At 59.4% G+C, this 25,785-nt stretch carries 28 protein-coding genes and 1 tRNA gene; 11 read left to right on the top strand and 18 right to left on the bottom strand.

What is annotated here, in order from left to right:
* Positions 1 to 123: 123 nt before the first annotated feature.
* The 4 genes from TX24_RS03145 to TX24_RS03160 all read left to right on the top strand — a co-directional run bounded on the left by TX24_RS03145 (position 124) and on the right by TX24_RS03160 (position 4,055).
* Complete coding sequence (locus TX24_RS03145) at positions 124 to 465, top strand: ribonuclease E inhibitor RraB (RefSeq protein WP_003193463.1); 342 nt, start codon at positions 124 to 126, stop codon at positions 463 to 465.
* A 446-nt stretch (positions 466 to 911) separates the two neighbouring features.
* The gene (locus TX24_RS03150; RefSeq protein ID WP_003193461.1) at positions 912 to 2,321 is read left to right on the top strand and encodes a circularly permuted type 2 ATP-grasp protein; all 1,410 of its coding nucleotides are present in this window, start codon (positions 912 to 914) and stop codon (positions 2,319 to 2,321) included.
* A 4-nt stretch (positions 2,322 to 2,325) separates the two neighbouring features.
* On the top strand, positions 2,326 to 3,276 hold the full coding sequence (locus tag TX24_RS03155) for an alpha-E domain-containing protein (RefSeq protein ID WP_003193459.1): 951 nt from the start codon (positions 2,326 to 2,328) through the stop codon (positions 3,274 to 3,276).
* Positions 3,273 to 4,055: a transglutaminase family protein gene (locus TX24_RS03160; RefSeq protein ID WP_003193457.1), complete on the top strand. Its 783-nt coding sequence runs from the start codon at positions 3,273 to 3,275 to the stop codon at positions 4,053 to 4,055. Before TX24_RS03155 ends, TX24_RS03160 begins: the two co-directional genes overlap by 4 nt.
* A gap of 145 nt (positions 4,056 to 4,200) precedes the next feature.
* Here the strand turns inward: TX24_RS03160 and TX24_RS03165 are convergent, their stop codons facing one another.
* Positions 4,201 to 5,007: a c-type cytochrome gene (locus TX24_RS03165; protein ID WP_057709824.1), complete on the bottom strand. Its 807-nt coding sequence runs from the start codon at positions 5,005 to 5,007 to the stop codon at positions 4,201 to 4,203.
* 647 nt (positions 5,008 to 5,654) lie between these two features.
* On the opposite strand from TX24_RS03165, the gene TX24_RS03170 reads away from it, so the two are divergent.
* From TX24_RS03170 to TX24_RS03180, 3 genes are all read left to right on the top strand, one after another.
* Positions 5,655 to 6,860 carry an acetyl-CoA C-acetyltransferase gene (locus TX24_RS03170; protein ID WP_057709680.1) on the top strand — a complete coding sequence of 402 codons (1,206 nt, stop codon included), beginning with the start codon at positions 5,655 to 5,657 and terminating at the stop codon, positions 6,858 to 6,860.
* A gap of 16 nt (positions 6,861 to 6,876) precedes the next feature.
* A complete protein-coding gene (locus tag TX24_RS03175) occupies positions 6,877 to 9,021 on the top strand; it encodes a 3-hydroxyacyl-CoA dehydrogenase NAD-binding domain-containing protein (RefSeq protein WP_057709681.1) in 2,145 nt (714 codons plus the stop codon).
* A 205-nt stretch (positions 9,022 to 9,226) separates the two neighbouring features.
* Positions 9,227 to 9,952 (top strand): amidotransferase, encoded by a 726-nt coding sequence (locus tag TX24_RS03180; protein WP_034133557.1) that lies wholly within the window; start codon positions 9,227 to 9,229, stop codon positions 9,950 to 9,952.
* Here TX24_RS03180 and TX24_RS03185 read toward each other — a convergent pair.
* From TX24_RS03185 to TX24_RS03195, 3 genes are all read right to left on the bottom strand, one after another.
* Positions 9,949 to 10,920: a magnesium and cobalt transport protein CorA gene (locus TX24_RS03185; RefSeq protein ID WP_003193449.1), complete on the bottom strand. Its 972-nt coding sequence runs from the start codon at positions 10,918 to 10,920 to the stop codon at positions 9,949 to 9,951. The genes TX24_RS03180 and TX24_RS03185 overlap by 4 nt on opposite strands.
* Positions 10,921 to 11,067: 147 nt before the next feature.
* Entirely contained in the window at positions 11,068 to 11,790 is a 723-nt protein-coding gene (locus TX24_RS03190) for a 1-acylglycerol-3-phosphate O-acyltransferase (protein ID WP_057709682.1), read from the bottom strand.
* 212 nt (positions 11,791 to 12,002) lie between these two features.
* Positions 12,003 to 12,695: a crotonase/enoyl-CoA hydratase family protein gene (locus tag TX24_RS03195; RefSeq protein WP_003193445.1), complete on the bottom strand. Its 693-nt coding sequence runs from the start codon at positions 12,693 to 12,695 to the stop codon at positions 12,003 to 12,005.
* A 321-nt stretch (positions 12,696 to 13,016) separates the two neighbouring features.
* Here TX24_RS03195 and TX24_RS03200 point away from each other — a divergent pair.
* Positions 13,017 to 13,106: transfer RNA gene (locus TX24_RS03200), tRNA-Ser, on the top strand.
* A gap of 133 nt (positions 13,107 to 13,239) precedes the next feature.
* Here TX24_RS03200 and TX24_RS03205 read toward each other — a convergent pair.
* The 14 genes from TX24_RS03205 to TX24_RS03275 all read right to left on the bottom strand — a co-directional run bounded on the left by TX24_RS03205 (position 13,240) and on the right by TX24_RS03275 (position 24,366).
* Entirely contained in the window at positions 13,240 to 14,433 is a 1,194-nt protein-coding gene (locus tag TX24_RS03205; protein ID WP_057709683.1) for an Arm DNA-binding domain-containing protein, read from the bottom strand.
* A gap of 306 nt (positions 14,434 to 14,739) precedes the next feature.
* Positions 14,740 to 15,036: a hypothetical protein gene (locus tag TX24_RS03210; RefSeq protein WP_057709684.1), complete on the bottom strand. Its 297-nt coding sequence runs from the start codon at positions 15,034 to 15,036 to the stop codon at positions 14,740 to 14,742.
* Positions 15,026 to 15,730: a hypothetical protein gene (locus tag TX24_RS32375; RefSeq protein WP_057709685.1), complete on the bottom strand. Its 705-nt coding sequence runs from the start codon at positions 15,728 to 15,730 to the stop codon at positions 15,026 to 15,028. Before TX24_RS32375 ends, TX24_RS03210 begins: the two co-directional genes overlap by 11 nt.
* 11 nt (positions 15,731 to 15,741) lie before the next feature.
* Complete coding sequence (locus TX24_RS03220) at positions 15,742 to 15,993, bottom strand: hypothetical protein (RefSeq protein WP_057709686.1); 252 nt, start codon at positions 15,991 to 15,993, stop codon at positions 15,742 to 15,744.
* Entirely contained in the window at positions 15,990 to 17,981 is a 1,992-nt protein-coding gene (locus TX24_RS03225; RefSeq protein WP_057709687.1) for a DNA cytosine methyltransferase, read from the bottom strand. The genes TX24_RS03220 and TX24_RS03225 overlap by 4 nt, the downstream gene beginning before the upstream one ends.
* Entirely contained in the window at positions 17,974 to 18,441 is a 468-nt protein-coding gene (locus TX24_RS03230) for a DUF2528 family protein (RefSeq protein WP_082628739.1), read from the bottom strand. Before TX24_RS03230 ends, TX24_RS03225 begins: the two co-directional genes overlap by 8 nt.
* Positions 18,442 to 18,702: 261 nt before the next feature.
* Positions 18,703 to 19,050: a DUF7673 family protein gene (locus tag TX24_RS03240; RefSeq protein ID WP_057709688.1), complete on the bottom strand. Its 348-nt coding sequence runs from the start codon at positions 19,048 to 19,050 to the stop codon at positions 18,703 to 18,705.
* A 25-nt stretch (positions 19,051 to 19,075) separates the two neighbouring features.
* Positions 19,076 to 19,933: a hypothetical protein gene (locus TX24_RS03245; RefSeq protein WP_057709689.1), complete on the bottom strand. Its 858-nt coding sequence runs from the start codon at positions 19,931 to 19,933 to the stop codon at positions 19,076 to 19,078.
* Between the two features lie 25 nt (positions 19,934 to 19,958).
* On the bottom strand, positions 19,959 to 22,676 hold the full coding sequence (locus TX24_RS03250) for a toprim domain-containing protein (RefSeq protein WP_057709690.1): 2,718 nt from the start codon (positions 22,674 to 22,676) through the stop codon (positions 19,959 to 19,961).
* Between the two features lie 12 nt (positions 22,677 to 22,688).
* Positions 22,689 to 22,922 carry a hypothetical protein gene (locus TX24_RS03255; protein WP_057709691.1) on the bottom strand — a complete coding sequence of 78 codons (234 nt, stop codon included), beginning with the start codon at positions 22,920 to 22,922 and terminating at the stop codon, positions 22,689 to 22,691.
* A 76-nt stretch (positions 22,923 to 22,998) separates the two neighbouring features.
* Positions 22,999 to 23,370 (bottom strand): hypothetical protein, encoded by a 372-nt coding sequence (locus tag TX24_RS03260; protein WP_057709692.1) that lies wholly within the window; start codon positions 23,368 to 23,370, stop codon positions 22,999 to 23,001.
* Complete coding sequence (locus TX24_RS03265) at positions 23,370 to 23,666, bottom strand: ogr/Delta-like zinc finger family protein (protein WP_057709693.1); 297 nt, start codon at positions 23,664 to 23,666, stop codon at positions 23,370 to 23,372. The genes TX24_RS03260 and TX24_RS03265 overlap by 1 nt, the downstream gene beginning before the upstream one ends.
* Complete coding sequence (locus TX24_RS03270; protein ID WP_057709694.1) at positions 23,666 to 24,136, bottom strand: YmfL family putative regulatory protein; 471 nt, start codon at positions 24,134 to 24,136, stop codon at positions 23,666 to 23,668. Before TX24_RS03270 ends, TX24_RS03265 begins: the two co-directional genes overlap by 1 nt.
* Positions 24,137 to 24,165: 29 nt before the next feature.
* Positions 24,166 to 24,366, bottom strand: a complete 201-nt coding sequence (locus TX24_RS03275; protein ID WP_057709827.1) for a DNA-binding protein — start codon at positions 24,364 to 24,366, stop codon at positions 24,166 to 24,168.
* Between the two features lie 84 nt (positions 24,367 to 24,450).
* Here TX24_RS03275 and TX24_RS03280 point away from each other — a divergent pair, with 84 nt between their 5' ends.
* The 3 genes from TX24_RS03280 to TX24_RS03285 all read left to right on the top strand — a co-directional run bounded on the left by TX24_RS03280 (position 24,451) and on the right by TX24_RS03285 (position 25,780).
* Positions 24,451 to 24,789: a helix-turn-helix domain-containing protein gene (locus TX24_RS03280; RefSeq protein WP_057709695.1), complete on the top strand. Its 339-nt coding sequence runs from the start codon at positions 24,451 to 24,453 to the stop codon at positions 24,787 to 24,789.
* Positions 24,790 to 25,004: 215 nt separating this feature from the next.
* A complete protein-coding gene (locus TX24_RS31755) occupies positions 25,005 to 25,166 on the top strand; it encodes a hypothetical protein (RefSeq protein WP_157255539.1) in 162 nt (53 codons plus the stop codon).
* A gap of 173 nt (positions 25,167 to 25,339) precedes the next feature.
* Positions 25,340 to 25,780, top strand: a complete 441-nt coding sequence (locus tag TX24_RS03285) for a hypothetical protein (protein ID WP_134327138.1) — start codon at positions 25,340 to 25,342, stop codon at positions 25,778 to 25,780.
* Positions 25,781 to 25,785: the final 5 nt, after the last annotated feature.

Consider the following 25,785-nt stretch of genomic DNA (forward strand, 5'->3'; position numbering starts at 1 on the left):
CTGGTCTTGTCAGCTACATGCTTGTTTTCCTGCGGTGTTGTTATGCCGTGGTGCCCGCGCCAGCAGCGCGCGGGGCTTCAGGAAGCACGGAAAGTCTATCCATCGGTTTGAGGAGGACGTTTCATGAGCACAGCCTATCAAGAAGACATCAGCACCAACGTATTGCGCCGCATGAAAGAAGGCGGCTTTGATTTCTCGCGTTTTCACCCCATCGAGTTCTACGCCATTTTCCCGGATGAGGAACGGGCGCGCAGGGCCGCGGGTCGATTTCGTGGGGAGTCCCTCAATGCCCAGGTCAGCGCGCGCGACGATGGCGCCTGGTACCTGGAACTGAGCAAAATCATGTTCGCAACCTACGACGGCATAGGAGATTTCGAGCAAGACTTTGAGGCAGTGGTGGAGCCCCTGGGTGGGATTATCGAGGGATGGGGCGTCAAGCAGGAGGTGCGTGGGTTACCCATGTAGTTGGTATTTATGAGCAGCACAGCGTATCGGCTGACCTTTGGGTCGGCCGATTTTGTTTGGGCGGCCGTGGCAGGTGAACCGCCGTTTTACGCGCAAAAAAAAGCCACCCAAATAGGGTGGCGGAAAGGGAAGTTCGAGGAGGTAGATCAGTACACGAAGTAACACCATATCGCTTGCACAAAAGGTTTAGCTGTAGGACATCTCCTGTTCAGCCGATGGAGGTGATTATCCGCAGTGCCAGCCGCGCAGTGAAATCAACTCTGACTATGCTGTTGATAGCCAAAGACCGCATTGCAATGAAGCGCACGGCTTGACCCAGGCAATTGCGCGCACCAGGACGGTGCGGCGCCTCCGCTTGGATTATTCAAGCGATTGATTATTAAGTGTTTATGCCGCTGGCACGGGCCTTGCGAAGGTTCTTGCGTCCGGGTGACAAGGAGTACGGCATGATCCGCACTTATTACGATGAAATGTACGATGGGGCAGGGCAGGTTCGCCCCCATTACCGCGAGTTCGCCCGTTGGCTGGCCGACACCCCTGCCGAACTGCTGGCCCAGCGCCGGCGTGAAGCCGATTTGCTGTTCCACCGCGCCGGCATCACCTTCACCCTCTACGGGGACGAACAAGGCACCGAGCGCCTGATCCCCTTTGACACCATCCCCCGCAGCATTCCGGCGAGTGAATGGCGGATCGTCGAGCGCGGCTGCATCCAGCGGGTCAAGGCGCTGAACCTGTTCCTCGCCGACCTGTACCACGACCAACGCATCATCAAGGCCGGCATCATTCCTGCCGAACAGGTACTGGCCAACGAGCAATATCAATTGGCAATGCAGGGCCTGGACTTGCACCGCGACATCTATTCGCACATCTCCGGGGTCGACCTCGTACGCGATGGCGACGGCACGTACTACGTGCTTGAAGACAACCTGCGCACGCCCAGCGGTGTGAGCTACATGCTGGAAGACCGCAAGATGATGATGCGTCTGTTCCCCGAACTGTTCGCGGCCCAGCGCATCGCACCCATCGACCATTACCCCAACCTGCTGCTCGACACCCTCAAAAGCGCCAGCCCCCTGGATAACCCCAGTGTGGTGGTGCTGACGCCCGGGCGTTTCAACAGCGCGTTCTTCGAACATGCCTTTCTGGCCCGGGAAATGGGCGTGGAGTTGGTCGAAGGCGCAGATTTGTTCGTGCGCGATGACCGTGTATTCATGCGCACCACCGACGGGCCCAAGGCTGTCGATGTGATCTACCGTCGCCTCGATGATGCATTTCTCGACCCCTTGGCATTCAACCCCGACTCCATGCTCGGTGTGCCCGGCCTGCTCGCCGCCTATCGCTGCGGCAATGTGGTGCTGGCCAATGCCATTGGCACCGGCGTCGCGGACGACAAATCGGTTTACCCGTTCGTCACTGAAATGATCCGCTTCTACCTCGACGAAGAGCCGATCCTGCAGAACGTTCCGACTTTTCAATGCCGTAAGCCTGACGAGTTGTCCCACGTACTGGCCAACCTGCCCGATCTGGTGGTCAAAGAAACCCAAGGCTCCGGTGGCTACGGCATGTTGGTCGGCCCTGCGTCTACAACCGCAGAAATCGAAGCGTTCCGGGCGCGTATCAAGGCTAAGCCACACGCTTATATCGCGCAGCCGACCCTGTGTTTATCCACGTGCCCGACCTTTGTCGAAAACGGCATCGCCCCACGTCACATAGACCTGCGCCCCTTCGTGTTGTCCGGCAAGGACACCCGCGTGGTACCGGGTGGCCTGACCCGCGTGGCGCTGCGCGAAGGCTCGTTGGTGGTCAACTCGTCCCAGGGCGGCGGAACCAAAGACACCTGGGTGGTCGAGGACTGATGCCATGTTGAGTAGAACTGCCTCGGATTTGTACTGGATGTCGCGCTACCTGGAACGCGCCGAAAACCTCGCGCGCATGCTCGATGTCAGCTATTCGCTGTCGCTGATGCCCCAGGACGGGCGCGGCGATGGCCTGCACGAATTGGCCATGCCGCTGTTGATCACCGGCACCCTGGAGGATTACCACGCGCGCCATGGCCCCTTGCACGCTGAACGCTTGCTGCACTTTTTTGCCCTGGACGCGGCCAACCCGGCGAGCATCTATAGCTGCCTGGGCGCGGCGCGGGCCAGCGCCCATGCGGTACGTGGGCGAATCACCGCCGACATGTGGGAAAACATCAACGCCACCTGGCTGGACATTCGCGATATCGCCCAGCAGGGGCTGAGCCACTACGGCATGAGCCGGTTTTGTGAGTGGGTCAAGGAGCGTTCCCACCTGTTCCGGGGGGCTACTTACGGCACCATCATGCGCAACGATGCCTTCCGCTTTATTCGCTTGGGCACCTTCATTGAGCGCGCCGATAACACCCTGCGCCTGCTGGATGCCCGCTACGAAATGGCCGGCGACCAGGCTGCAGCGGTCAGCGATGGCACGGCCCACGCGTATTACCAATGGAGTGCGTTGCTGCGTGCGCTGTCATCGTTCGAGGCCTACACCGAGATTTATCGCGATGCACCGGGGGCTCGGCAAGTGGCCGAGCTGCTGCTGTTACGCGCCGATGTGCCGCGTTCGCTGCGCGCTTGCAGCGAAGAGATCGACCAGATCCTCGCCAGCCTGCCCGGCATCAACGGCCGCCCGGCCCAGCGCCTGGCCGCCGAGATGGATGCGCGCCTGCGCTTTACCGCCATCGACGAAATCCTCGAGGAAGGCCTGCATGCCTGGCTGACCGACTTTATCCCCTTGGTCCGCCAGTTGGGCGACGCCATCTACAGTTCCTACCTGGAGGCGGCATGAGACTCTCCATCAGCCACGACACCACCTATCACTACGAAGACCAGGTGCGCGCCAGCATCCAGTACCTGCGCCTGACACCCCATGACAGCGAGCGCCAGCACGTGCTGAGCTGGCAACTCGACCTGCCACGCCCGGTGCGGGCCCAGGTGGACCCCTTCGGTAATATCTTGCATGTGCTCACCCTGGACGAGCCCCATGACGCCATCATCATTGGCGCCCGGGGCGTGGTGGAAATCGATGAATTGCGCGAAGCCGAACACGAAAGCCAGTCAGCTTTTCCGTTCCTGCGCTCTACGCGCCTCACCGAGCCCGACGACGCCCTGCGCGGCTTTGCCGAGCAACACTGCCATCAGCGTCGCGACCGCACCGCGCTTATCGACCTGATGCAGGCGCTTAACCACACCATGGTCTACACGCCCGGCGCGACCGACGTCGATACCTGCGCCGCCCAGGCCTTTGCAGGTGCCGCTGGGGTGTGCCAGGACCACACCCATGCGTTCCTGGCCTGCGCACGCAGCCTGGGGATCCCCGCGCGGTATGTGTCGGGGTATCTATACACCGAAGACAGCACGCACCTGGCCAGCCATGCCTGGGCCGAAGCCTGGCTGGATGACGCCTGGTACAGCTTTGACGTGACCAACCAACTGGCGCGGCCGGAGCGGCACTTGAAGCTGGCCGTGGGCCTGGACTACCTCGACGCCTGCCCGGTACGCGGCATGCGCCGTGGCGGTGGGCATGAGCAGATGCATGCCAAGGTATTCGTGGCGCCTCAGCAATGATCGCCCCCGCGCTCTGCGTTGCTTGATCGTTCCCACGCTCTGCGTGGGAATGCAGCCGAGGACGCTCCGCGTCCCAAAGCGTGACGCAGAGCATCACAAGAGGCGTTCCCACGCGGAGCGTGGGAACGATCGATACAGCGCAGGCTCAAGGTTGCTGTTTGCGGCCTGCCATGTGCCGCAGATAGCCCACCAGCAAATCCAACTCATTGTCTGGCAATACACTGGCTGTAAACGCCGGCATCTTCGCCTGTGGCCAATGCCTCAGGCTTTGCGGGTCGCGGATGTAACGCTTGAGGAACTCGCCGCTGAAATACTCGGTGGGGTTGTAGGGCACATTCAGGTCCGGGCCCATCTGGGCATCACCGCCGCCATTGAGGCGATGGCACGCCAGGCAGTTCTTCTGGAACAACGCAAAGCCCTGGTTGATCGGGTCGTTCGCCGCCAGTTTCGGGTCGGGCAATAGCGCCGGGAAACGCTCGCCAACCGTCTGCAACTGCTTGAATTTCGAGACTTGGAACGGCCACTGTTCGGGGCTGATATGCCCGGCTTGAGGGTGGGTCCAGACCAGATAGAACGGCCCGGCGCTGGGCTTGCCCTGTGCCAACGGTGGCCATGGATGGGCCGGGTCTTCCACGGCCAACCAGGCGCGGGCGCCGTTTTTTTCCAGTAAGGGCGCGGCGGCAAGTTCGGCGGCAAAACCATCAAGGGCAACGGCTTGCAGGTGGTTCGCAGGCTTAAGGCCCGGTAAGAGCGCCGCCAGGGGCACTGCACGGTAGGTCATCGTGCGCTTGTAGGACACATCATCGATGATCTGCACCGTTTGAGCGTCGGGGTGCTTGAGCAACTCGGCGGTCTGCCAGGTCTTTTGGCTGTGGTCCAGCTCGATGGTCAAGGGTGCCGCCGCCGCAGGCAGGCTCAACAGCAGGGCAAAAAGGGCGAGGATCGGTTTCAAGGCACAGGCCCGTTGCGAGAGAGTGAGGGCGCACACGATAACGGAAAACGGCAGGTAAAAAGACAGCCCCTGCAACAGGCGCGCTAAGCGCAATGTCCTGGCAGGTGCTGCCAAAAGCGGCTGGCCTGGTGCGGTGTGAGCACGGAAGCTGGGAGTGTCACCCAATAACCTTGGGTAAATTGGGCAAGATCAGAATCAGGGTGGTGGCGAACAGAATAAGTCCCGCCTGACGTACTTTCGATTGTTTGAACATGGCTGACTGCCTTTTCTTTTGTTGTTATTCCTGAGCGTCAAATGCGTGCCGTTGTATCCAGTATCGCGAGGTGACGTTGCACTTTTCTTACAGCTGCTCCAGCAAAACCCGGCAGCAGCGTCTTACAGGTTCAACCTTAGAGCGCCCGTTCTTTCTGGCTTAGACCCATTTCATATCAGCTAATAATTATTTGCGCTAAAAACGGCATGAGGCTTATTGCCATCTTGGCGCCAACCCTAGGGCTAGACCGCTAAAACGATTAATCAGGGTTTTCCCATAGGGACCTACCGTTCGTCCGAGCGAGGGGGTCAAAAGCAATGAGCGCATCCGTCATTGAAACCGTGTCAATCGGGCCTAAGGTAGGAGCACACACCCACAGCGGTTCGAGGATGTCATGACCCAAGCTTTGATTTTTGATGCGATACGCACGCCCCGGGGTAAGGGCAAGGCCGACGGTGCCCTGCACAGCGTCAAGCCGGTAAACCTGGTGGCTGGCTTGCTCACGGCGCTGGCGCAGCGCAGCGACCTCGACACCCGCCAAGTGGATGACATCGTCCTGGGCTGCGTCACGCCCGTTGGCGACCAGGGCGCCGATATCGCCAAGACCGCCGCGCTGGTGGCCGACTGGGATGTCAGTGTGGCCGGTGTGCAGGTCAATCGCTTCTGCGCGTCGGGCCTGGAAGCGGTGAACCTGGGGGCGATGAAGGTGCGTTCCGGCTTCGAAGACCTGGTGGTTGTTGGCGGCGTCGAGTCCATGTCCCGCGTGCCCATGGGCAGCGATGGCGGCGCCTGGGTACTCGACCCGCAAACCAATATGCACAGCCACTTCACGCCCCAAGGCATTGGCGCCGACCTGATTGCCACCCTGGAAGGCTTCACGCGCCAGGATGTCGACGCCTTTGCCCTACAGTCCCAGCAGAAAGCCGCCAGGGCGCGGGCAGACGGTTCCTTCAATAAGTCGCTGATCGCGGTGCACGATCAGAACGGCATCGTGCTGCTGGACCATGACGAATTTATCCGTGGCGACTCAACCCTCGAGGGCTTGGGCAAGCTCAAGCCCAGCTTCGAAATGATGGGCCAGATGGGCTTCGATGCCACCGCGCTGCGGGTCTACAGCCACGTGGAGCGCATCCACCATGTGCACACGCCGGGCAACAGCTCCGGGATCGTGGACGGCGCCGCGCTGATGTTGATCGGCTCCGAGGCCAAGGGCCGCGAGCTGGGCCTGCAACCACGGGCGCGCATTGTCGCCACGGCGGTGACCAGCACCGACCCGACCATCATGCTCACCGGCCCCGCGCCGGCCACTCGCAAGGCGCTGGCCAAGGCCGGCCTGCGGGTTGAAGACATCGACCTGTTCGAAGTCAACGAAGCCTTTGCTTCGGTGGTGCTCAAGTTCATCAAGGACATGGGCATCGACGCCGCACGGGTCAATGTCAACGGCGGCTCCATCGCCATGGGCCACCCCTTGGGCGCCACTGGCTGCGCGATCCTCGGCACCTTGCTCGACGAGCTGGAGGTGCGCCAGCAACGCTACGGCCTGGCCACCTTGTGTGTCGGCGGTGGCATGGGTATCGCCACCATTATCGAACGCCTCTGAGCCTAAGGAATTTGTCATGACCGATGCCATTCGTTACGAAAAAGGCCAGGACCAGATCGTGGTGCTGACCCTCGACATGCCCGGCCAGAGCGCCAACACCATGAACGCTGCCTACCGCGAAGCCATGGCGGCCACCCTCACGCGCCTGGAAGCGGAAAAGAACGAGATCGCCGGGGTGGTGATCACCTCGGCCAAGAAAACCTTTTTTGCCGGCGGCGACCTCAATGAGCTGATCAAGGTCGATAAAACCCACGCCAAGGCGTTCTACGACAGTGTGTTGGTATTGAAAGCGCAATTACGCCGCCTGGAAACCCTCGGCAAACCGGTGGTGGCTGCGATCAATGGCGCGGCCCTGGGCGGTGGGTGGGAGATTTGCCTGGCCTGCCACCACCGGGTTGCGCTGGACGACAAGTCAGTGCAACTGGGTTTGCCGGAAGTGACCCTTGGCCTGTTGCCAGGGGGCGGTGGCGTGGTGCGGATGGTGCGCATGCTCGGACTGGAAAAAGCCTTGCCGTATTTGCTCGAAGGTAAAAAAGTCCGGCCTGCCCAGGCCCTGCAAGCGGGCTTGATTGACGAGTTGGCGGCGGATCGCGAGGCATTGCTGGCACAGGCCCGTGCCTGGGTTCTGGCTAATCCCGAAGTCAGGCAACCCTGGGACAACAAGGGCTACGCGATCCCCGGCGGCACGCCGTCCCACCCTAAAGTCGCGCAGATGCTCGCCATTGCGCCGTCGATTTTGCGCAGCAAGACCCAGGGCTGCTTCCCCGCGCCGGAGAAAATTCTTTGTGCCGCCGTCGAGGGCGCCCAAGTGGACTTCGATACCGCGCACCTGATCGAAACCCGCTACTTCACCGAACTGGTGACCGGGCAAGTGGCAAAAAACATGATCAGCACCTTCTGGTTCCAGCTCAACCAAATCAATGCCGGCAGCTCACGCCCCCAGGGCTATGCGCCCTACGTCACGCGTAAGGTCGGTGTGCTCGGCGCCGGGATGATGGGCGCGGGCATCGCCTATGTCAGTGCCTGTGCGGGTATCGAGGTGGTGCTCAAAGACATCACCCTGGCCGCCGCCGAAAAAGGCAAAGCCCATTCGGCTGCACTGCTGGACAAGAAGGTCAGCCGTGGGCAACTGACCGCCGAACAGCGCGAAACCACCCTGGCGCGCATTCATCCTACGCAGGATGACGCCGACCTGGCCGGCTGCGACCTGATTATCGAGGCCGTACTCGAAGACCGCGCACTCAAGGCCAAGGTCTCGGCTGCGGCGCAAAACGTGGTGGGGGCCGACGCGGTGATCGCCTCCAACACCTCCACCTTGCCCATCAGCGGCCTGGCCACGGCGGTGCCCGATCAAGCCAAGTTTATCGGCCTGCACTTCTTCAGCCCCGTGGACAAGATGCCCCTGGTGGAAATCATCAAGGGCGCGCGCACCAGCGACGAAACCCTGGCCCGAGGGTTTGACTTCGTACTGCAAATCAAGAAAACCCCGATTGTGGTCAACGACAGTCGCGGCTTTTTCACCTCGCGGGTATTCGGCACCTTTACCAACGAAGGCATCGCCATGCTCGGCGAAGGCGTGGCTGCGCCGATGATCGAGACCGAAGCGCGCAAGGCCGGGATGCCAGTGGGGCCGTTGGCGGTGTCCGATGAAGTGTCCCTGAGCCTGATGAGCCATATCCGACAGCAAACGGCCAAGGACCTGCAGGCCGAAGGCAAGGCCATGCCGAACCATCCGGCGACGGCGGTGATTGATCTGTTGGTGAACGAATACAAGCGCACGGGCAAGGCGGCAGGCGCTGGTTTTTACGACTATCCCGCATGCGGCCAGAAGCACCTGTGGCCTGAGCTGAAAACCCGCTTTGAACAGCCTGGCAAGCAAATCTCACCTAAGGACGTGCGCGACCGCTTGCTGTTTATCCAAGCCATCGAAACCGTGCGTTGCGTGGAGGAAGGCGTGTTGATGTCCGCGGCGGACGCCAACGTTGGTTCCATCTTCGGCATCGGCTTTGCCGCGTGGAGTGGCGGCGCGTTGCAGTTTATCAACCAGTACGGGCTGAACGACTTCATCGCCCGCGCCCGCTACCTCGCCGAGGAGTACGGGGAGCGCTTCTCGCCGCCGGCGTTGTTGCTGGAAAAAGCCGCAAAAGGCGCGCTGTTTTAGAAGTTTCACTGTAGGAGCGAGCTTGCTCGCGAAGAACGCACAGGCAACGCTTTTATCCAGGATACCTGCGTTATCGTTGACGTTTTTCGCGAGTAAGCTCGCTCCTACAGTGTGTGTGGGTGCCCATTGAGGGCTTGCTTTGGGGGGGTATTTCAGGGCAGGCTCTGGGTGTGCAATATTCCCATCGCCGTGTCAGGTATTTTTTATGTCGCTACGCGTCTGCATCCTGGAAACCGATATTCTGCGTCCCGCTTTGATCGATGAGTACCAAGGCTATGGGCAGATGTTCAAGCGCCTGTTCGCCAAGCAACCGATTGCCGCCGAGTTTGTGGTCTACAACGTGGTGCAGGGCGAGTACCCACCGGATGACGAGGTGTTTGACGCGTACCTGATCACCGGCAGTAAGGCCGATTCGTTCGGAACCGACCCTTGGATCCAGACGCTCAAGACCTACCTGCTCACGCGCTATGAACGGGGCGACAAGCTGCTGGGTGTGTGCTTCGGCCATCAGTTGCTCGCGCTGCTGCTGGGCGGCAAGGCCGAACGTGCCAGCCAGGGCTGGGGCATGGGCACCCACGCTTACAAGCTGGATGCCAAGACGCCATGGATGAGTCCCGAGGTGCCGGAGTTGACGCTATTGATCAGCCACCAGGACCAAGTCACCACCTTGCCGCAAAACGCCACGGTGATCGCCTCCAGCGAATTCTGCCCGTTTGCCGCGTACCACATCGGCGACCAGGTGCTGTGCTTCCAGGGCCATCCGGAGTTTGTTCACGACTATTCCCGCGAGTTGCTGGAAATACTTCAGACAACCCTGGGTGAAAAGGTCTACAGCAACGGCGTGGCCAGCCTGGAACGCGACCACCACGGCGTCACCGTGGCGGAATGGATGATGCGCTTCGTTGCGCATCAGCCTGAAGCCAAGGCTTAAAGCCAGCCCGAACGCTTGAAGCTGGCCCATAACCCGGTACAGCCCAGGGTAATAAACCCGAGCACCGCAAAATAGCCGTAGTGCCATTGCAGCTCGGGCATGTTCTGGAAGTTCATCCCATAAATCCCCGCCACCGCCGTGGGGAACGCCAGGATCGCCGCCCATGCGGCGAACTTGCGCTGCACCACGCTCTGGCGCGAGGCTTCCAGCAGCACACCGATCTCGATGGTCTGGCTGGCAATGTCGCGCAGGGTGGTGAGATCTTCCATCTGTCGCGTAACGTGGATTTGCACATCACGGAAATACGGGCGCATGTTCTTGTCGATAAACGGGAAGCTGAGCTTCTGCAACTCCTGGCTGATCTCCACCATCGGCGCCACATGCCGCTTGAGCCGTAATACATCGCGGCGCAGGCCGTGGAGGTGCTGGATATCACGCTCGTTGAGTGAACTGCAAAGCACGTTACGTTCCAGCTCATCGATCTCGGCGTGGATCGCCTCGCTCACCGGCTGATAGTTTTCGGTGACAAAATCCAGCAACGCATAGAGTACGAAATCTTCCCCATGCTCCAGCAACAACGGGCGCGCCTCACAACGCTGGCGCACAAAACCGTAGGACGCCGAGTGGCCGTTGCGGGCGGTGATGATGTAGCCGTTGCCGGCAAAGATATGGGTCTCGATAAACTCCAGCTTGCCGTTCTCGCGCACCGGTGAGTAGGTGACGATAAACAGCGCGTCGCCGAAGGTTTCCAGCTTCGGGCGGCTGTGTTTTTCCATGGCATCTTCAATCGCCAGCTCGTGCAGGTTGAACTGGCGTTGCAGGTTGTTCAGTTCCTGGGCGCTGGGTTCTTCCAGGCCGATCCACACAAAGTGCCCAGGTTTGGCGGCCCAGGCCGCGCCTTCATCGAGAGTAATATCCGAGACTTTCTTACCGGCGCTGTAAACGGCAGCCGCAACAACTCTACCCATGGTGCTGATCACTTCTTATCAAGAGGACAGATGTTGGGCAGCTTAGCCTGAATGGCGTTCCGTTGTTGCTGGCTGATATCACTGATCGTTCCCACGCTCTGCGTGGGAATGCCGCCCGTGACGCTCCGCGTCACCCTAAGCGTGCGCCTACGCGCGTTGCAGTTCGCGATCCATCTGTGCAATGCACTCATCCATCTGCGTCTGACACGTCAGCAGCAACTGAGGGATGTCATCCACCGTCAACCCACAGGTAGGAATCGGCGGCAACGAGCGTATCAGCACACTGCCGCTGGCCCAGCGATTGAGCTTCATCTGCGTCACGTAATTGCTGACACACACCTGCACGATAGGCACACCGGCCGCAATCGCCATATGAAACGCGCCTTTTTTGAACGGCAACAACCCTTTGCCCAGGTTGCGCGTACCTTCCGGGAACACCCAGATTGACGTGTCCTCATGCTGCAAGGTATGCGTGGTGGTGAGCATCGCACGCCGGGCCTTGTGCGCATTGCCACGGTCGATCAGCACATTGCCAGCCAGCCAGAACAACTGGCCGAACAGCGGTACCCATTTCAGGCTCTTCTTGGCGATGCATACGGTGCGGTGCGGCACCACATTGCCGAGTACAAACAGATCGTAGTTGGACTGATGGTTGGCGATCACCACGCAGGTACCGGGCTTGTTGCGCAGCGAGTCGACGTCGGTCTTCACGTTAAAGCCCAGGATCCGCATGGCTGGCAACGCATAGAGGCGAGCGCAGAGACGGCTGTTGTCCGGATTGAACGGCCGGCACACACCGACCAGCACACCCAGCACGCCGGCGATCATAAAATGCAGGCCCATCAACAACATACGCAACAGAAAAAGCATCGACACGGCCCATCGGGACAAAAGGTGGCGCAGTGTACGGATGTGCACTGTATTCGGCAATTGCCCCTACAGACGTAGGAGATAGCCGATGTTTAAGCGCATGTTTCCACATGGGCCAATAACGGCTAACTAGAGCGGTTATGGAGGTTTCACATTCATAGGTAAGAAAAAGCCCGACTCAAGGTCGGGCTCGGACACGAAAGGTGTAGGACTTAGCTCAGGCTATGACCCTGATCCTGGATGATTGCATCGTCCAGGGCTTCGAGCAGTGCGCGGCGCACTTTCAACTTGGTGTGCTTGTGCGCGTTCATATTGATCTTCTTCAACTGCCGTGCCGCTTCCAGTGCAGCCGCTTGCAGTTCTTCCGGTGCAACCACCTTGTCGAGGAAACCTGCGTGCAGGGCGCCTTGTGGATCAAACATCTCGGCATTGATCACCGAACGCTGAAACGCCGACTTACGCAGGCGATCCCGCGCCAACTCGATACCGGCGTGGTGCATGGTCATGCCAATCGCCACTTCATTCAGGCCAATGCTGAACGGGCCTTCGACGCCAATCCGATAATCGGCCGACAACAACAGGAACGCGCCCTTGGCCACCGCATGACCGGGGCAGGCCACGATCACCGGGAACGGATGCGCCAACATCCGCCGCGCCAGGGTCGAGCCTGAGGTCACCAGGCTGATTGCCTCTTTAGGGCCGGCGGTCATCACCTTCAAATCATAACCGCCCGACAAAATCCCCGGCGTGCCCGTGATGATCACCACCGCCCGATCCTTCTCGGCCTGATCCAGCGCCGCATTAAACTCACTGACCACCGCCGGAGAAATGGCATTCACCTTGCCGTTGCTCAGGGTCAGGGTCGCGATACCGTCTTCGAAGTGGTAGGCAATCAACTCACTCATGACGCGGTTCCTTGTAGGGCTTGTTATAGAGATAGATGCGCAGACGTTACTCACCACGCCCGCGCGGGTAAAGCGCCGTGACTGACTACCCAGTCAGGCTTTTGCCCCATCCCCAAGGGTAGACACCCCGCAGCAGGGCGCAGCAAGCGCTCCAGACGCGTGCCGCCGCTGCCTGAGAATGGCACAATCATCACCCCTTGCCGCGCGGTGAATGGCATAACGGTCTAACCGCATGAAAATTCTGAAAAAAACCTTTGCCATCAGAAAGGCTTTCGACTACATTAGCGCGCCTCGACAGACTGAACTGGTTTGACGAGATACGGTGAAGTGTCCGAGTGGCTTAAGGAGCACGCCTGGAAAGTGTGTATACAAGAAATTGTATCGAGAGTTCGAATCTCTCCTTCACCGCCAAATTTTAAACGACTAAACCCCTGAAAACATTGAAGTTTTCAGGGGTTTTGTGTTTTCAGAGGGTCAAAAAAGTCCCATATGGGAACACCTATGGGAACACGGGCTGCTGATGCGCATCCGTTCGAACGCCGGTTTATGAGGCTTTGTCACCACTTGGTGGCTGAATGCCCAGGGCGTGCTGCAGCATGCCGATGACGTCCGGGCCGTCCTCGTTGATCCACATGCCGTAGTGCTGGCGGATCATGTTCGCGCTGGTGTGGCCCATCTGTTCGGCGATCCAGTCGACCGACGCCACGCCGGTGGTGAGCAGCTGGCTGGCGTACGTGTGTCGGCACTGACCAGGACCGCGATAACGAACGCCGGCCGCTTTCAAGTGCGCTTTGAAGAACCTGTCCCTCACGACGAAGTCGCTGACGTGTGGCATGCCGCTCTTGGTGTTCAGAAATACAAAGTGCAGCTTGTGCTTGCGGACGGTCTTGTTGTCCCGCTCGACCACGTCGACCGTGTCCACAGTCTTGAGCTGGTTGATGGCGTCCAGTTTGCGCAACGCATCCCACGCAGGCTCCAGCAGACGCACCTTGCGTGTAGAGCGCCGGGTTTTAGTCACGCGATAGGCCCCGCGAACCTTGGAGCGGCGAAAAGTGACCGTTCCCTGTTTCAGATCGACGTCCTCCCAGGCCAGCGCGATGGTCTCTGACACCCGAGGGCCTGCCCAAATCATGAACTGCACCATCAGCAGTTCCTGGGTGCGGCTGGTGTGTGTTCCAAGGATCTGCTTGATTTCCGCCCTGGTGAACGGGTCCGGCGCCTCTGGATCGGGCAGACGAACGAATAACCCCTCGGTCGGGTCGTGTGCGACCTTCTTCCGGGTGCGGTAGAGCCTGAACACCTGGCGCACATTGCTGATGATGTCGCGTATGGTTTTGTTCTTCAGCCGCTTCGACAGCGGCCCCTGAATCCACTCCTGCAGGTCCAGGTGGTCGATCTGATCAATCTGAACGTCTCCCCATCGTGGCCGCACATGAACCTCGGCCTTGTTCTTGTACCCACGGAATGAGGTCGCTGCCACGCTGTTGCTCTTGATGGTCAGCCACAGGTCTAGGTAGTGACCGAACGTGTTCTCGGCCAGCTTCGTCGACTCGGGAAAATGCCTGCGGTAATCGAAGGTGCCGGCCTGGATCTCGTACTCGATCACCGTGACCAGGCGCTTTGCGTGTTCCCGGTTTTCCGGTGTGTTGCCACCGGGCACCAGCTCCCGGCACAGCTCGCCATTGAAACGAAAATAGACCCGCACCGAATTGCCACGGGCCTCTACGCCATCTGCCATATGCGTCCCCACGCGATGTATCGAAAGATTCTCCCAGTAGGAAGAAAAAAGGCCCGTCGCCGGGCCTGATGTATTGCGGTTCAAGTGTTGCCGATCACTGCTGACGAAGTAACCAGAACAGGCTGGCACTTTTTCTAGGTGCCGGTGTGATTCCGGCTTGGGCCTCGTCGGCTCGACGCTTGGCGTTGGCTGCCTGGCGCGCCTTGCTGCACTTCTGGTGGTTGCCGTGGGCACGGGATCTGTTGCATTGGTCACAGACGCCCGTGAGGTCTAGGTTCCAGGGGAAGGACTTACCGTTGTTCATCTCTACACCCCCGGACGGCCGTTGAAGGCGAGCCAAATGTAGTGGCGACCTTTGGCGGTAACCTTGATTTTGCCCAGCTGTTTATTCCAGCTGATCAGGCGAAGCTCTTGCAGGATGGTGGTCAGGGTGTGGCCCTGATGCCAGCCGGCCAGCGCTTTTATGCAGCCCTGGGCCAGCAGTCCACGGAAGTCTGTGTGCCCGAAGTTGGTGCCTTGGAAGGCCGCATGCATTTGGTCGTCGCTGACCAGATCGGCAATGACGCGCACGGACCGATCACGGCGGTAGCACTTATGCGTCATCGCGGTCGCCCTCAGCTGGTTGGCCTTGCGTGACCTGCTTGAACTCGATCACCCAAACCCACGAGTTGGCATTCCACGAATCCATTCCGTTGATCATCGTCCACAATCCACCGAACAATTCGCAGGGCGAATAATCATTGCCGTCAGGATCGATATCGCTCTCGGCGCTTTTCACACCTTCCGCAAGAGCTTGCTCATTGGTGATCGCGTGCAGCCGCTCAACTCGCACATCGGTGATCTCCAGCAGGATACGGCTGGCCCAACGAGGCATGTGGATGCTTGGCTTCCAAACTGGCTGATCGGCTTCATACGGGGAAAGTCCGTCAGCGGCATAGACTAGCGTGCCGTCGGCCCGCGCCTCATTGATGTCTAGGTCATCAGGCTTGAGGTAAGGGCCGCGCATGAGCTCGAAGTGATCGCAGTACCAAGTCTCACGTACCCAAAGACGCGCACCAGGTTGGCCGTAAGGGCATTTGATACCACTGAGCTCCGTGATTTCCCCGAGCTTTTCAGATTGACCGATGACAGGCCCAAACACCTGGTTACCAAGCCGATTCTGATATGCCCTTATTCTTAACGCGCTGGTAGGTATTGGAGCTTTTACAACTCGTCGGGTGACAGTTTTATGCCCGCCGAGAATGGCGCGCACCATAGGCGCTCTGAACAATATTGGCTTTTCGTTACGTGTGATCATCACTGACTTCCTCACATCCGAAACGACTGATGAATGAACATGGGCTGAACCTTATGTTCTGCGGGCTTTGCGTCCTCGCCTTGGATCTCGCAGACGAACTGGTGCAGCTTGCGGTTGGGCGCAGTCAGCTCTGCAGTGAGGCTTGGGACGACGCCAATGCACTGCTCGTAGGCACCCGATCCGCTCCAGCTATCAACCTTCACCACCTGGCAATCGGTCCGGGTTGCGTCTACGCAGAGGTAAAGCAGAAGGGATACGCTCACGCGCCGACCTCCTGCTGAGCAACGCTCAACGCGATCGCCACCGGCTGCACCCAAATCGAAACGTTGCTGAGCATGAACGTCTCACCGGCCTCGGATAGCAGCAGCGTCATGCCGAACACGTCGGCCATAGCCCTTGCCGCCGCGCGGGGCACAGCATTGCCGATCCGCTCCCGGTGGTTGCCATCGTTGATGCCGTCGAGCCGGAATACCCCCGCCTGTTCGATCTTCCGAACCCGCTGCATACGCTCGATCTCATGGGCGGTTTGTGGATCTGCTGACCAGTGATCCTCCGGGTCAAATAGCGATTGCAGCGCGGCCAGCTCCAGCGTGGTGAACGGCCGATGCCAGGTGCCGTCCAGGCTAGTGATCATGCAGGTCATCCGGTCGTTGGGCGCCGGCATGCGCTGGTCTGCAACCGACCATCGCCCGTTGTCATGACACGCGCTGGCGGAAACGGCGCCGGCTGGAGTGTTGTACTCCACCACCCCGTAGTGCCCGCCGGTCAGGTAGGCATCGCCCTTGGTGCGCGACATGCCCGGGCGCGGGTCTGCGATCGACAACGCGCCGCTGGCAACCTGTTGCGAACCGGTCACGGTCTTGGCGTTATCGCACCAAGGCGTGATCCGCAGCTTTTGGGTGCTGGCGCTCGGATGCCAGTTTTTGTAAGCGGGATCAGCCACGGCGAAAGCGCCCTGCCCGGTGGTGCTGCCGGCGATCACGGTGCCGGCGGGCTTGCTGTAGTCGGTGACCAGGTATTTGCCAAAGCCTTTGGATGGCTGCCGAGGGTCGGCCACGGCCTGCCCGCCGGAACTGGGGCCGTGTCCAGCGGTGACGGTGCCAGCGGCTTGATCGTTGCGCACTACTCGGAAAACGTTGTTGTGGCGCTCGCCGCCCATGCGAGGGTCGGCAACGCTGAACGTGCCTTGCCCTGGGCTGCGTTGGCCGGTGACCACGCCGCAATGCCGGTCGTAGGGCAGCACGCCGTATTGGGTGTATTCAAACTTGCTGGTTGGCCGAGGGTCGGCGACCGAGAATTTCCCGTTGGTTGGGCTCGACCGCCCGGCAATTGTGCCGGCAGTGTCCTGCCATTCATGCACTCCCATGTAGCCGGCGCGGTATTCCGGCACGATCACGAAGTCACGCAGGTATCCGTCCTCGATCGCAAACCGGCTCAAGCTGCGCCAGTCCTTCCCGGCCTCCACCAGGGCCAGGCGTACCCACGTTTTCCACTGCAACGCAGGCACGCGATGCATCGGGCCGGCCTGGTCGATATCGCCGGCCAGAGGCATGCGGCTCAGCACATCACCGACAGCGCGCAGGCTGCGCTTTTCAGGTTCATACAAGAATGCTGGAACCTGTTCGACGTGCCTGGCCACCAGCAAGAAACGCTTCCGGCTCTGTGCCAACCCACCAATCTCGCCACAGTCGTGGGTAGTTTCCGCAACCGCGTAACCGTAATGGCGGAGCAGTTTGGTGATTTGATCCAGCAGGTAGCGGCCACGGGTTGCCAGACGCGGTACGTTTTCGAACACGATCAACTTCACCGGTCTGTGCTTCCAGGCTTCGCACATCAGCCACACACAGCGCAACGTCAGTTCATTGAGCGCCCGGTACTTGGGCGTCTGGCTCATCGTTTCAGACAGCAGGCCCGAGGCCCCTTTGCACGGGCTGCTGATGAACACGGCGTCCGGGTCTTCGTTGCCGGCGGCGCGGCGCAGATCCTCGGCGGTTGCCTCTTTCCATCCGGTGGGAGGCTGCTGGCCGTGGAAGGCTGTGAACTGCTCGCGGGTGAACAAATCCATCAGCGTGCCAGGTACGCCGGTCATCATCTGGAAGTCGCGCAGGCCAGCGGGGTCGACGTCGACCCCGCCGAGACAGCGCCATTCTGCTTGCACTGGGCCCAGCACCGGTTTGGAGTCGCTGAATCCAGCGGCGCCGCTGCCCAGGCCGCAGCAGAGGTGGAAGTGGGTGAGGGTGCGTTTAAGCATTGGACACCTCCTCCAGTTCGACGTCGTCGTAACCTGGTGCGTCCACATCAGCCGCGATAACACGAATTCCGCAAAAGCCGTATGGCCCATGGTCAGTGCCACCCCAACCTTCTTCGATGTGAAGGTCTTGGGTCCAAAAGTGTCCAGGATTATCGCCCGTCAGACAGTTTTTGGAGGTGATGCTGAAGCTGGCTCCACCTTCGCTCAGCATCCGATAGATCATCGTTTGGCCGAACAGGCGAATAACGGTACGGACAATATCGCCGTTTTCAGCGGAAAGCCGTTCAGCAGCATTCGACCAAAAGCCATTGATCAACGAAGCGGTTTCCTCAGTCAGAACGTCGTGATTCACCTCAAGAGTGACTTCGTATTCCTTCCACGTTTCCTTGACCAGGTATCGCTTGATATTCGGTTGGGTGCTAGCCTCTACGGCGCTGCTGCTTGGGGTCTGTGCTTGCATGGTGCTGCTCCTTGGTAGTGGTAGGTGTCGGGGAGTTGGCGCTCCTCGACACCATCTTTCAGGCCGGTTTGGCCTGGTCTTTCGTGATGAGTGCTATGACTTCGTCTTTATCCTTCGCGTAAGCGAAGGGCAGTTCGCCCCCTGGGCGAGTGATGGGGTATCGCGACTCTGGTAACCGGCACAACGCGACGGTGTAGCCGCTGTCGGTCAACCAGCAGTTCTGCTGGGCTTGCCCGTCCCTGTTGCGTTTCGGCGCCCATTTCATGCCCATGTCCCTATCAGTTCTTCCCAGATGGCATCGCCGTCGGGGAGGTACGTGTGCACCTCTTGCTCTGGCGAGTAGTCCAGTTGCAGCACCGCCAGGCAGTCATCGAACAGTGCGGTGTCGAGGCCGCGCAGGCTGGTGAGCACGAAGGGGTAGTCGTGGCCGTTGTAGAGCCCGAGCAGGAAGCGGCCGATCACTGCGCTCTGGCCTGTATCGCGCTGGGCGACAGGGACCAGACGGTTAAGTGCCTCGATACCGGCTTTACGGATGGCGGGGCGCTTGGCTTCGAACTCTTGCAACTGCTGAAACCAGTTGGGTTGCGGTTGTTGGGCAGGCGTATTCATGCGGGTTCTCCTTTCGAAGGCCTGATCAATAAGGAATGGTGTCGAGGAAAGCGATGTCGTGAACCACCTTGCGGGCTTCAAGCTGGACGTCCTGCGGGATCGCGAGAAGAGAGCAAAGCAGGTTGAGCAGAGCGAGCATTTGCGCGCAGTTGAGTGCGGTGCGCGCGTTCAGGCCTGGCCCGTATTTGTGCATTAGCTGCCCCTGGTAGCCGGGCAAACAAACTTTAATGGTGCTGGAAATCCAGTCTTCTGCCTGAGCCACCTTGATACCGAATGCACTTGCCTCGTCTGCGTTGAGGTCGCCAATAGCCTCGGGCCGGATTCTGGGCGTATGGGCGTCGGCTCCTGAAAGATCGACCACAACCATTCGACTGCGGACCGCCTCACTGCACTCCAACGGTTGGTTTGCAGTGATCACGAGAGCACCCTTGAAGGTCACGCGCTGGGTCCGATCACCTCCCTCCTGGTTGATGACGTCGCCGGAGCTATAGAGCGGCTTCAGTTCATCCCAATCAAAGGGTTGTTCTGGCTCACCGTGGTGTTCGCAAATATCAAAGGGTTGTTCTGGCTCACCGTGGTGTTCGCAAATGACGATCGGCCGTTCTGCGTTGGCGTAGATGCGAGCCCGTGCGGCCTGGGTAGCGTGGGACAGCGAATGTGCATAAGGGGCTTGGCCGTTCAACTTTTGCAGGTACTCCAGCATCAGCGACTTACCGCTGCCGGCGGCGCCGTTGATCTGAAGGAACGGGAAGCTGTTCTGGTCTTCACGAATACGGGCGGCATGCGCAGCCCCCATCCACCAGGCCAAAGCAACTACCCCTCTGGCGCCGAAGTAGGCGACAAAATCATTGAAGCGAATGGCTGATTTGAGTTCGTTTTGCATTGTGCTGCTCCTGTTGTTGCGGTGGTTACACGCCCTGGAATACCCAGCAGCGAATGGTTTTCGGTTTGTCGAAGGCGTCGACCTGGCGCGCCGAGTTGACGGGCTTGTTCGACTCCAGAAACTTGGGTGACTTGCTGGTCTTGAGCAGGCGCTTCAGATCGCTCAGCGGGGGAACCTGCTGCCGCTTGTTGGCGGCCATCTCCACGAATTCGTTGAGGTTCACGGCGATCAGGCCGTCGCGCCGCGCATGGTTGAGCGCGCTTTTCTCGTCCATGCCATTGAGGAATTCGTACAGGTCCCAAAATTCGCGCACGGTCGGGTGGTCGGCGTTGATTGCCTGCTGCCGCTCCAGGGCCATACGGCTGATTTCGGCATGTGCGAGGGCCTTGCGACGCTCGCCGAGCGGCACGACCCCGGCCAGTGCATCCACCAGGCTGCGCAGTTGGGCGTGATTTTTGGCTATACGCACAGTGCGCACGCCAGGCTGGGCCAGCAGCTCCTGCTCGTAGCCGGAGGTGTTTTCCTCCATCAGCCGCATGGTTTCAGCTTCACGTTGCAGCGCCTTGACCAGGAAGCCGCTGATGCTGTCCATCGGCATGCGCTCCAGTTGCTCGGCGTACTGCTTGGTTTCCGGGGTGTGGTGCTCGCGTGTCAGATGCACATGGCAGATACGCTGCAGGATCGGTTCCGAAGCGTTCACCGGGTTGTTCTGAGCGATCAGCAAGGCGGCGCGGAAGGGCGGTTCGTGGGTGTCGTTTCCGTTGTTTTTCACGCCCGTGGAGCGAACGCTGCGGCCGTTGTAGGCGGTTTTTAGTTCGTCCCAGTCGAAGTGCTTAACCGGCTGGCCTTCCTTCTGCTCGCGCTCGGACTCGATCAGCACCACCGGCAAGTTGCTGACCTGCGAGAAGTTACGCGCACGGCTTGCGGCCGTCGCTTTGGACGGGTCGAAGCCTTCGTAATCAGTACGCCCGACCGACTTCCACAGCAGCTCCACCAAGGTGGTTTTGCCCGAGCCAGCTTCACCCACCAGCTCCAGAAACATCAGTGACTTATGGATCTGGCGGATTTGCTCCGCGTGCAATGCGCCCAGCCACCAGGCGAGCACCACCAGGCCCTGTACGCCAAAGCAGCGCCAGTAGATGTCGAACCAACCCTCGTTGTAGGCATTGAGGTCGGTATTGATGTGCAACACAGGCGACTGGCTCTGCGACTTAATGCTCAGCTTGCCGAGGTCAAAGAAGTCTTCCTTGTTGCGCACCTGCACCTTGCCGCCGTGAAAGGCCAGGTCGTTGAAAACATAGGCACCATGGTCGCGGCTGTAGCCGATCCATTCGATGGTGTTGACGGTTTTCAGGCAGTCCAGCTGGGGCGCCAGAATTCGTTTCAGTTGCTGCGCACTGCCCTCAAACATCGCGCCGTTGGAGACGTTCAGGAGACGATTCGCGAACTCAGGTGCTGACGTGAGTTGCTTGGCCGTGAACGTGCTTTTGATGGCCGGCCCCTGCGGGCGCTCGATACGGAAGTAGTACCAGGCTTCATCTGTCAGGTCGTTGCGCATGTAATACAGCGCCTGGAAATTGCAGTTGGCGATGCTGGTCACTGATCCGGATTGGCGCAGTGCCTTGTAGCGCTTTTGGTCGTCGTTGAGCAGTTGGTCCTCATGGCGGTCTGAACTCTCCAGATCGGCCATGGCACGGTCGTACCGCTCAAGGTCCAGCCGAAACCAGTAAAGGCGCTTGCGGAAGGTGAAGTTGAATTCCTTGCGCTCGTCGCGCAGGTAAATGAGGAACCCCTTTTCTTCAGCCGAGTCAGCCAGCAGCAAATCGCCGTGGTGACGGGCTTCGTCCAGATCCTGCTCGATCCGCTCGGCACGCTTGTCGTCGCCCTCGATCGGCTTCCACCGTAGGTGCAGGTCGTTCCAATCAACCTTTTTGCCATTGGGCTGTGGGATCACCGCAGCCTTGCAGGTGAAGCCCAGCTCGCGCGCTTCCTTCGCCCAGCGGCGCATGTTGGCCTTGGCGACGGGCTCGTTATCCAATGCCCACACAAGTACCGGCAAGCGCCTGTCGGCGTCGTGGCGCAGCTTGGCCAGGGCCTTGAGTGAGTCGATGGGGCAGGGAGCGCTGGACATCATCGACACGGCTGGCACTTCGTTGTGCACCAGTGCAATGGAGTCGAAAATTCCCTCTACTATGAACAGCTCGTCGACTTCCAGCAGGTCGACGCTCGGCGGGCACCACCAGACGCCTTTGTAGCCGGACAAACCATCGCCGGTGGGGCGGAAGCGCGCTTTCATCTTGCCTAAGCGATCTGGCCGATCGATCAGCCGTTCCCAGTACCCACCCTTTTCCAGGGCGAAACGTACCGTGGCGCTGCCGATGTTTAGCCGGCCATCCCAGTAGTTTTCCTGGGTGAACCAACCGGCAATCAGCTCAAATTTGAAGCCCCGTGCAAATTCAAGGTATGCGCGTGCCGTGGCCTGGGGGTTGTCTGGCGTCGACGGGGCGGTCTTGCTCCAGTCGTTGAACAAGTCGTCGTAAACGTCCTTCACATGGACGCGGTGGTCGCACTTTTCCGGCCGTCCGCAGATCAGTGTCCAGGGCGAGTCGTAGAAGGTGTAGAGGGTCTTCTGGCCACAGGCAGGGCAAACACCCTTACGCATATATTCGGTGCCGCGCATGTGCTTGAGCTGGTAATCCCGCTCAATGCGTTGGATGACGTCGGCGCGCAGCCTTTCTTTCATTTCCATCGTGGCTTACTTCGCTTCGTCGAGACTGTGTTTAAGGGCGCCCATCAGGCTTTTTCTTGCTGCCAACCCGGGGAAGGCCACCAGCAATGAGCCGTGCCGCAAACCCTCGGGGATCATGCGAAACCGATCGTCATACCAGTGCTCGTTGAGCTGCGCCGAGTACTGCGCGCGCAGGTCCTGTAGCAGGGCCTCTGCCTGGTCGCGGGGCAGTTTTGCGGTGATGGCGATGTCGATTTCCATGGTCCACCTCGGATTGCGGGCAAAGCTCACCCAAACCCATTGGGAATGGGGCAGGGCGGGGGGTTAAAAGGAAGCGTTACTGAGGGTGTGGCTTGTGTACGGCGTTGCGCTGGTCGAGCATTTTTTGCGGCAGAAAGCGAGCCGGAACTGGGAAGCGTTGATCTGCGAGAACGTCCACCAGGTGTACACGGGTGCTGTCAGCCCCGGTGGCCCAGTCGACGCCGATCCAACGACGCTTTTTGATCATTTGCAGTTCAGTCCAAGCGTTGTGAACAAGCTTTGGCGCCATGAACACCGGAACTTCCAACGCAAGTGTCAGGTGGCGAATGCAGCGATCGAACAGCAAATCGGAATCCACCAGGTGTTCAGCCTCGTGGCGTTGCAGGTAAGCGAAAGCAGCTTGTTGCATGCTGCTGCGGTAGTCATGAGTCTGTTGATCGAGGTTCATCACGCGCGCTCCATTTCCAGTTGGTCCAGCAGATCGGGTTGATCGTTTTTCGACTTGAGGTTCTGACGTGCAAGTAGCCGAACCTTTGTGGGAGCCGTGGGCAAAACCGTCAGGGGCCGCTCAATGCCGGACGGGCTGAGCTGATATTCCCAAACCAACGACCCGGAGAAGGTGGCACCGCACAGCAAGTTGGTGCATTCCGAGTACATCGAGCGGAAGCAAGGCGTCTGCCCCTCGGAGGTACGGATGCGCATAGAACTGTTGCAGCAAGGGCAGACGAGTTTGTAAGTACTCACTAGACAGCTCCCTGGCTGTAAAGCTGGATAGTCGCGAACACCTCGGCGTAACGAGCCGACATGTAGGTGACCAGGGCGGCGATGATTGCGTCGGCCTCGCGCTTTTCGATGACTCCGTCATCCAGGGCCGCAGACATGATCTGGTCAACCCTGCCGCGCTTGGCCGAGGCTTTGAGCGAACGGGTGTACAGCTCAACGTTGTCCAGGGTTTCCGGGAGGCTCAGCGGTACGAACATGCCGCCGTACATTGAGGCGATGTAGTCCGGTAGGAAGGTGGTACCGGCAACCTTCTCCAGGCGGTGAATATGCTCGTCGGTCAGCGGGCGACTACCTGCATTTCCGTAGGCCTGGTTGTCGAACTTCTTAATCGGCATGCCGAGGTCTGCCGAGGCGTACGACCGACCGCCAGGGTAGGCACCGATCACGGCCATGACGACGCTTTTTCTGCTGTCTAGAACTGGGCGTTTCATCTTCTGGTATCCCCTTGGAGCCAGAGGCCCTAGTTTGTAATCACGCCGTCTTTGATCCCGAGCAATACCGCCGCCCGGTGTGCTTCGCCACGACGACCTTTCTTGCGGCCGTTAAGCAGGTCACTGACCAAATTTCTGTTCAACTCATATGTACGGCAGAACTCGGCAATGCTGACGCCCTTGCGGTCAAGAGCTGCGCGGGCTTGCTCGGGTGTCAGAGGGGCGGGCATAGTGTTCATGTGTGTTCGTTCGTGTTTGTGTGAGGGCATTTTTGAACAGAAAAATATACAAGTCAATAAGGATTGCTCATAAAAATGTACATTTCTGATGGGGTGGGCGATCGCCTAAAAGAAGAGCGCGACCGTTTGGGCCTTAGTCAGACTGATTTCGGGGCGTTCGGAGGTGTCAGCCGAGGGACACAGAAGGCTTACGAACAGGGCGCTAATTCGCCCGATTTGCGATACCTGGCGGCTCTTGAGAGAGCGGGTGTGGACATTCAGTACGTGCTGACAGGCGCGAAGACCTTGCTGTCGAAAGATGGGATTGACAGTGCTGAGTCTCGAATTCTAGAAAACTACCGATCCCTATCGGAGGGCGATAAAGCATCCGTCCAGAGGCTGACGAGCGCTTTAGCAATCTCTACTACTACTTAAACTTTTGTCTCGTTCTAGGTCTGCGGCGGCCAATCGGCCTTAGTTCCTGTGGACTGCACTGACTTATTTCTCTGCCCAAAGTGTTCGTTGCCTTTTTTGCATGGCGGGGGTGGTGGCACACCAAAACATGCTGAGAATCGCTCGTTCGCCGGGTGTTTTCGACGGCACTACCGATAGTGCCGGGCGCCCGTTACGTGTTGTAAAGGGAGTAGAACATGTTGGTGAACAGCGATGCAGAGACCAATCAAACCGCAAGCGGTGAAGAACAGCGTTTTACACACGCGGAGCTTCACTTGGTGAAGGTGTTCAGGCAGTTGAGCGAGGAACACCGGAACGACGTGCTGCGCTTTATTGATGCACTCTTGAACGCTCAGTAGGAGGGGAAGCCCGGTTCGCCGGGCTTTTTAAAGAGGCTGATGCTGCCAGTATGAGGCTTGCGCTATTGCCGAATTAGTGATTGCCAAATAGCCTATGTGCTTTGGCAATACCAAAGATCCGACGGTCTCAAGGAATGATCCATAGAGGGAATGCTGTGAAAACTGACGTACTGATGGGCGCCTTCACCGGCCTGATGCTGTTTGCACTCTCCACAAACGCCCTGGCAGAACCCTGCGACGATGTTCTCGCTGCGCTCCAGCAGGAACGCCACCTTTCCCAGGTCAAGCAAACTGAGGGCAAACAAACCACCGAGTATCGTGACGGTCCGAATATCGCGCTGTCGCTCAGTTGTGCCTTGGGTGCTCCCAACGTTGCTGTTACTTGGGATGGCCCAGCCCCTGATCAAGCGTTTTATGACCTTGTCGGCCGTACTGGCGGCCTGGTATCAAAACGCTCCGCTGCCGAAGTGGTGAAGGCGTCCAAGCAATGCCGCCAACAGGCACTGAAAGACGATAGCGAGATTGCGACCGTCGAGCAAAAAGGACTGGCCATCGAATGCCAGGCCTTTGCCCGTGACGGTGGTGGCACGACCATTACCGTGTTCGCCGAGTAACCTTC

The organism is Pseudomonas lactis, assembly GCF_001439845.1.
Classification (GTDB): Bacteria; Pseudomonadota; Gammaproteobacteria; order Pseudomonadales; family Pseudomonadaceae; genus Aquipseudomonas; species Aquipseudomonas lactis.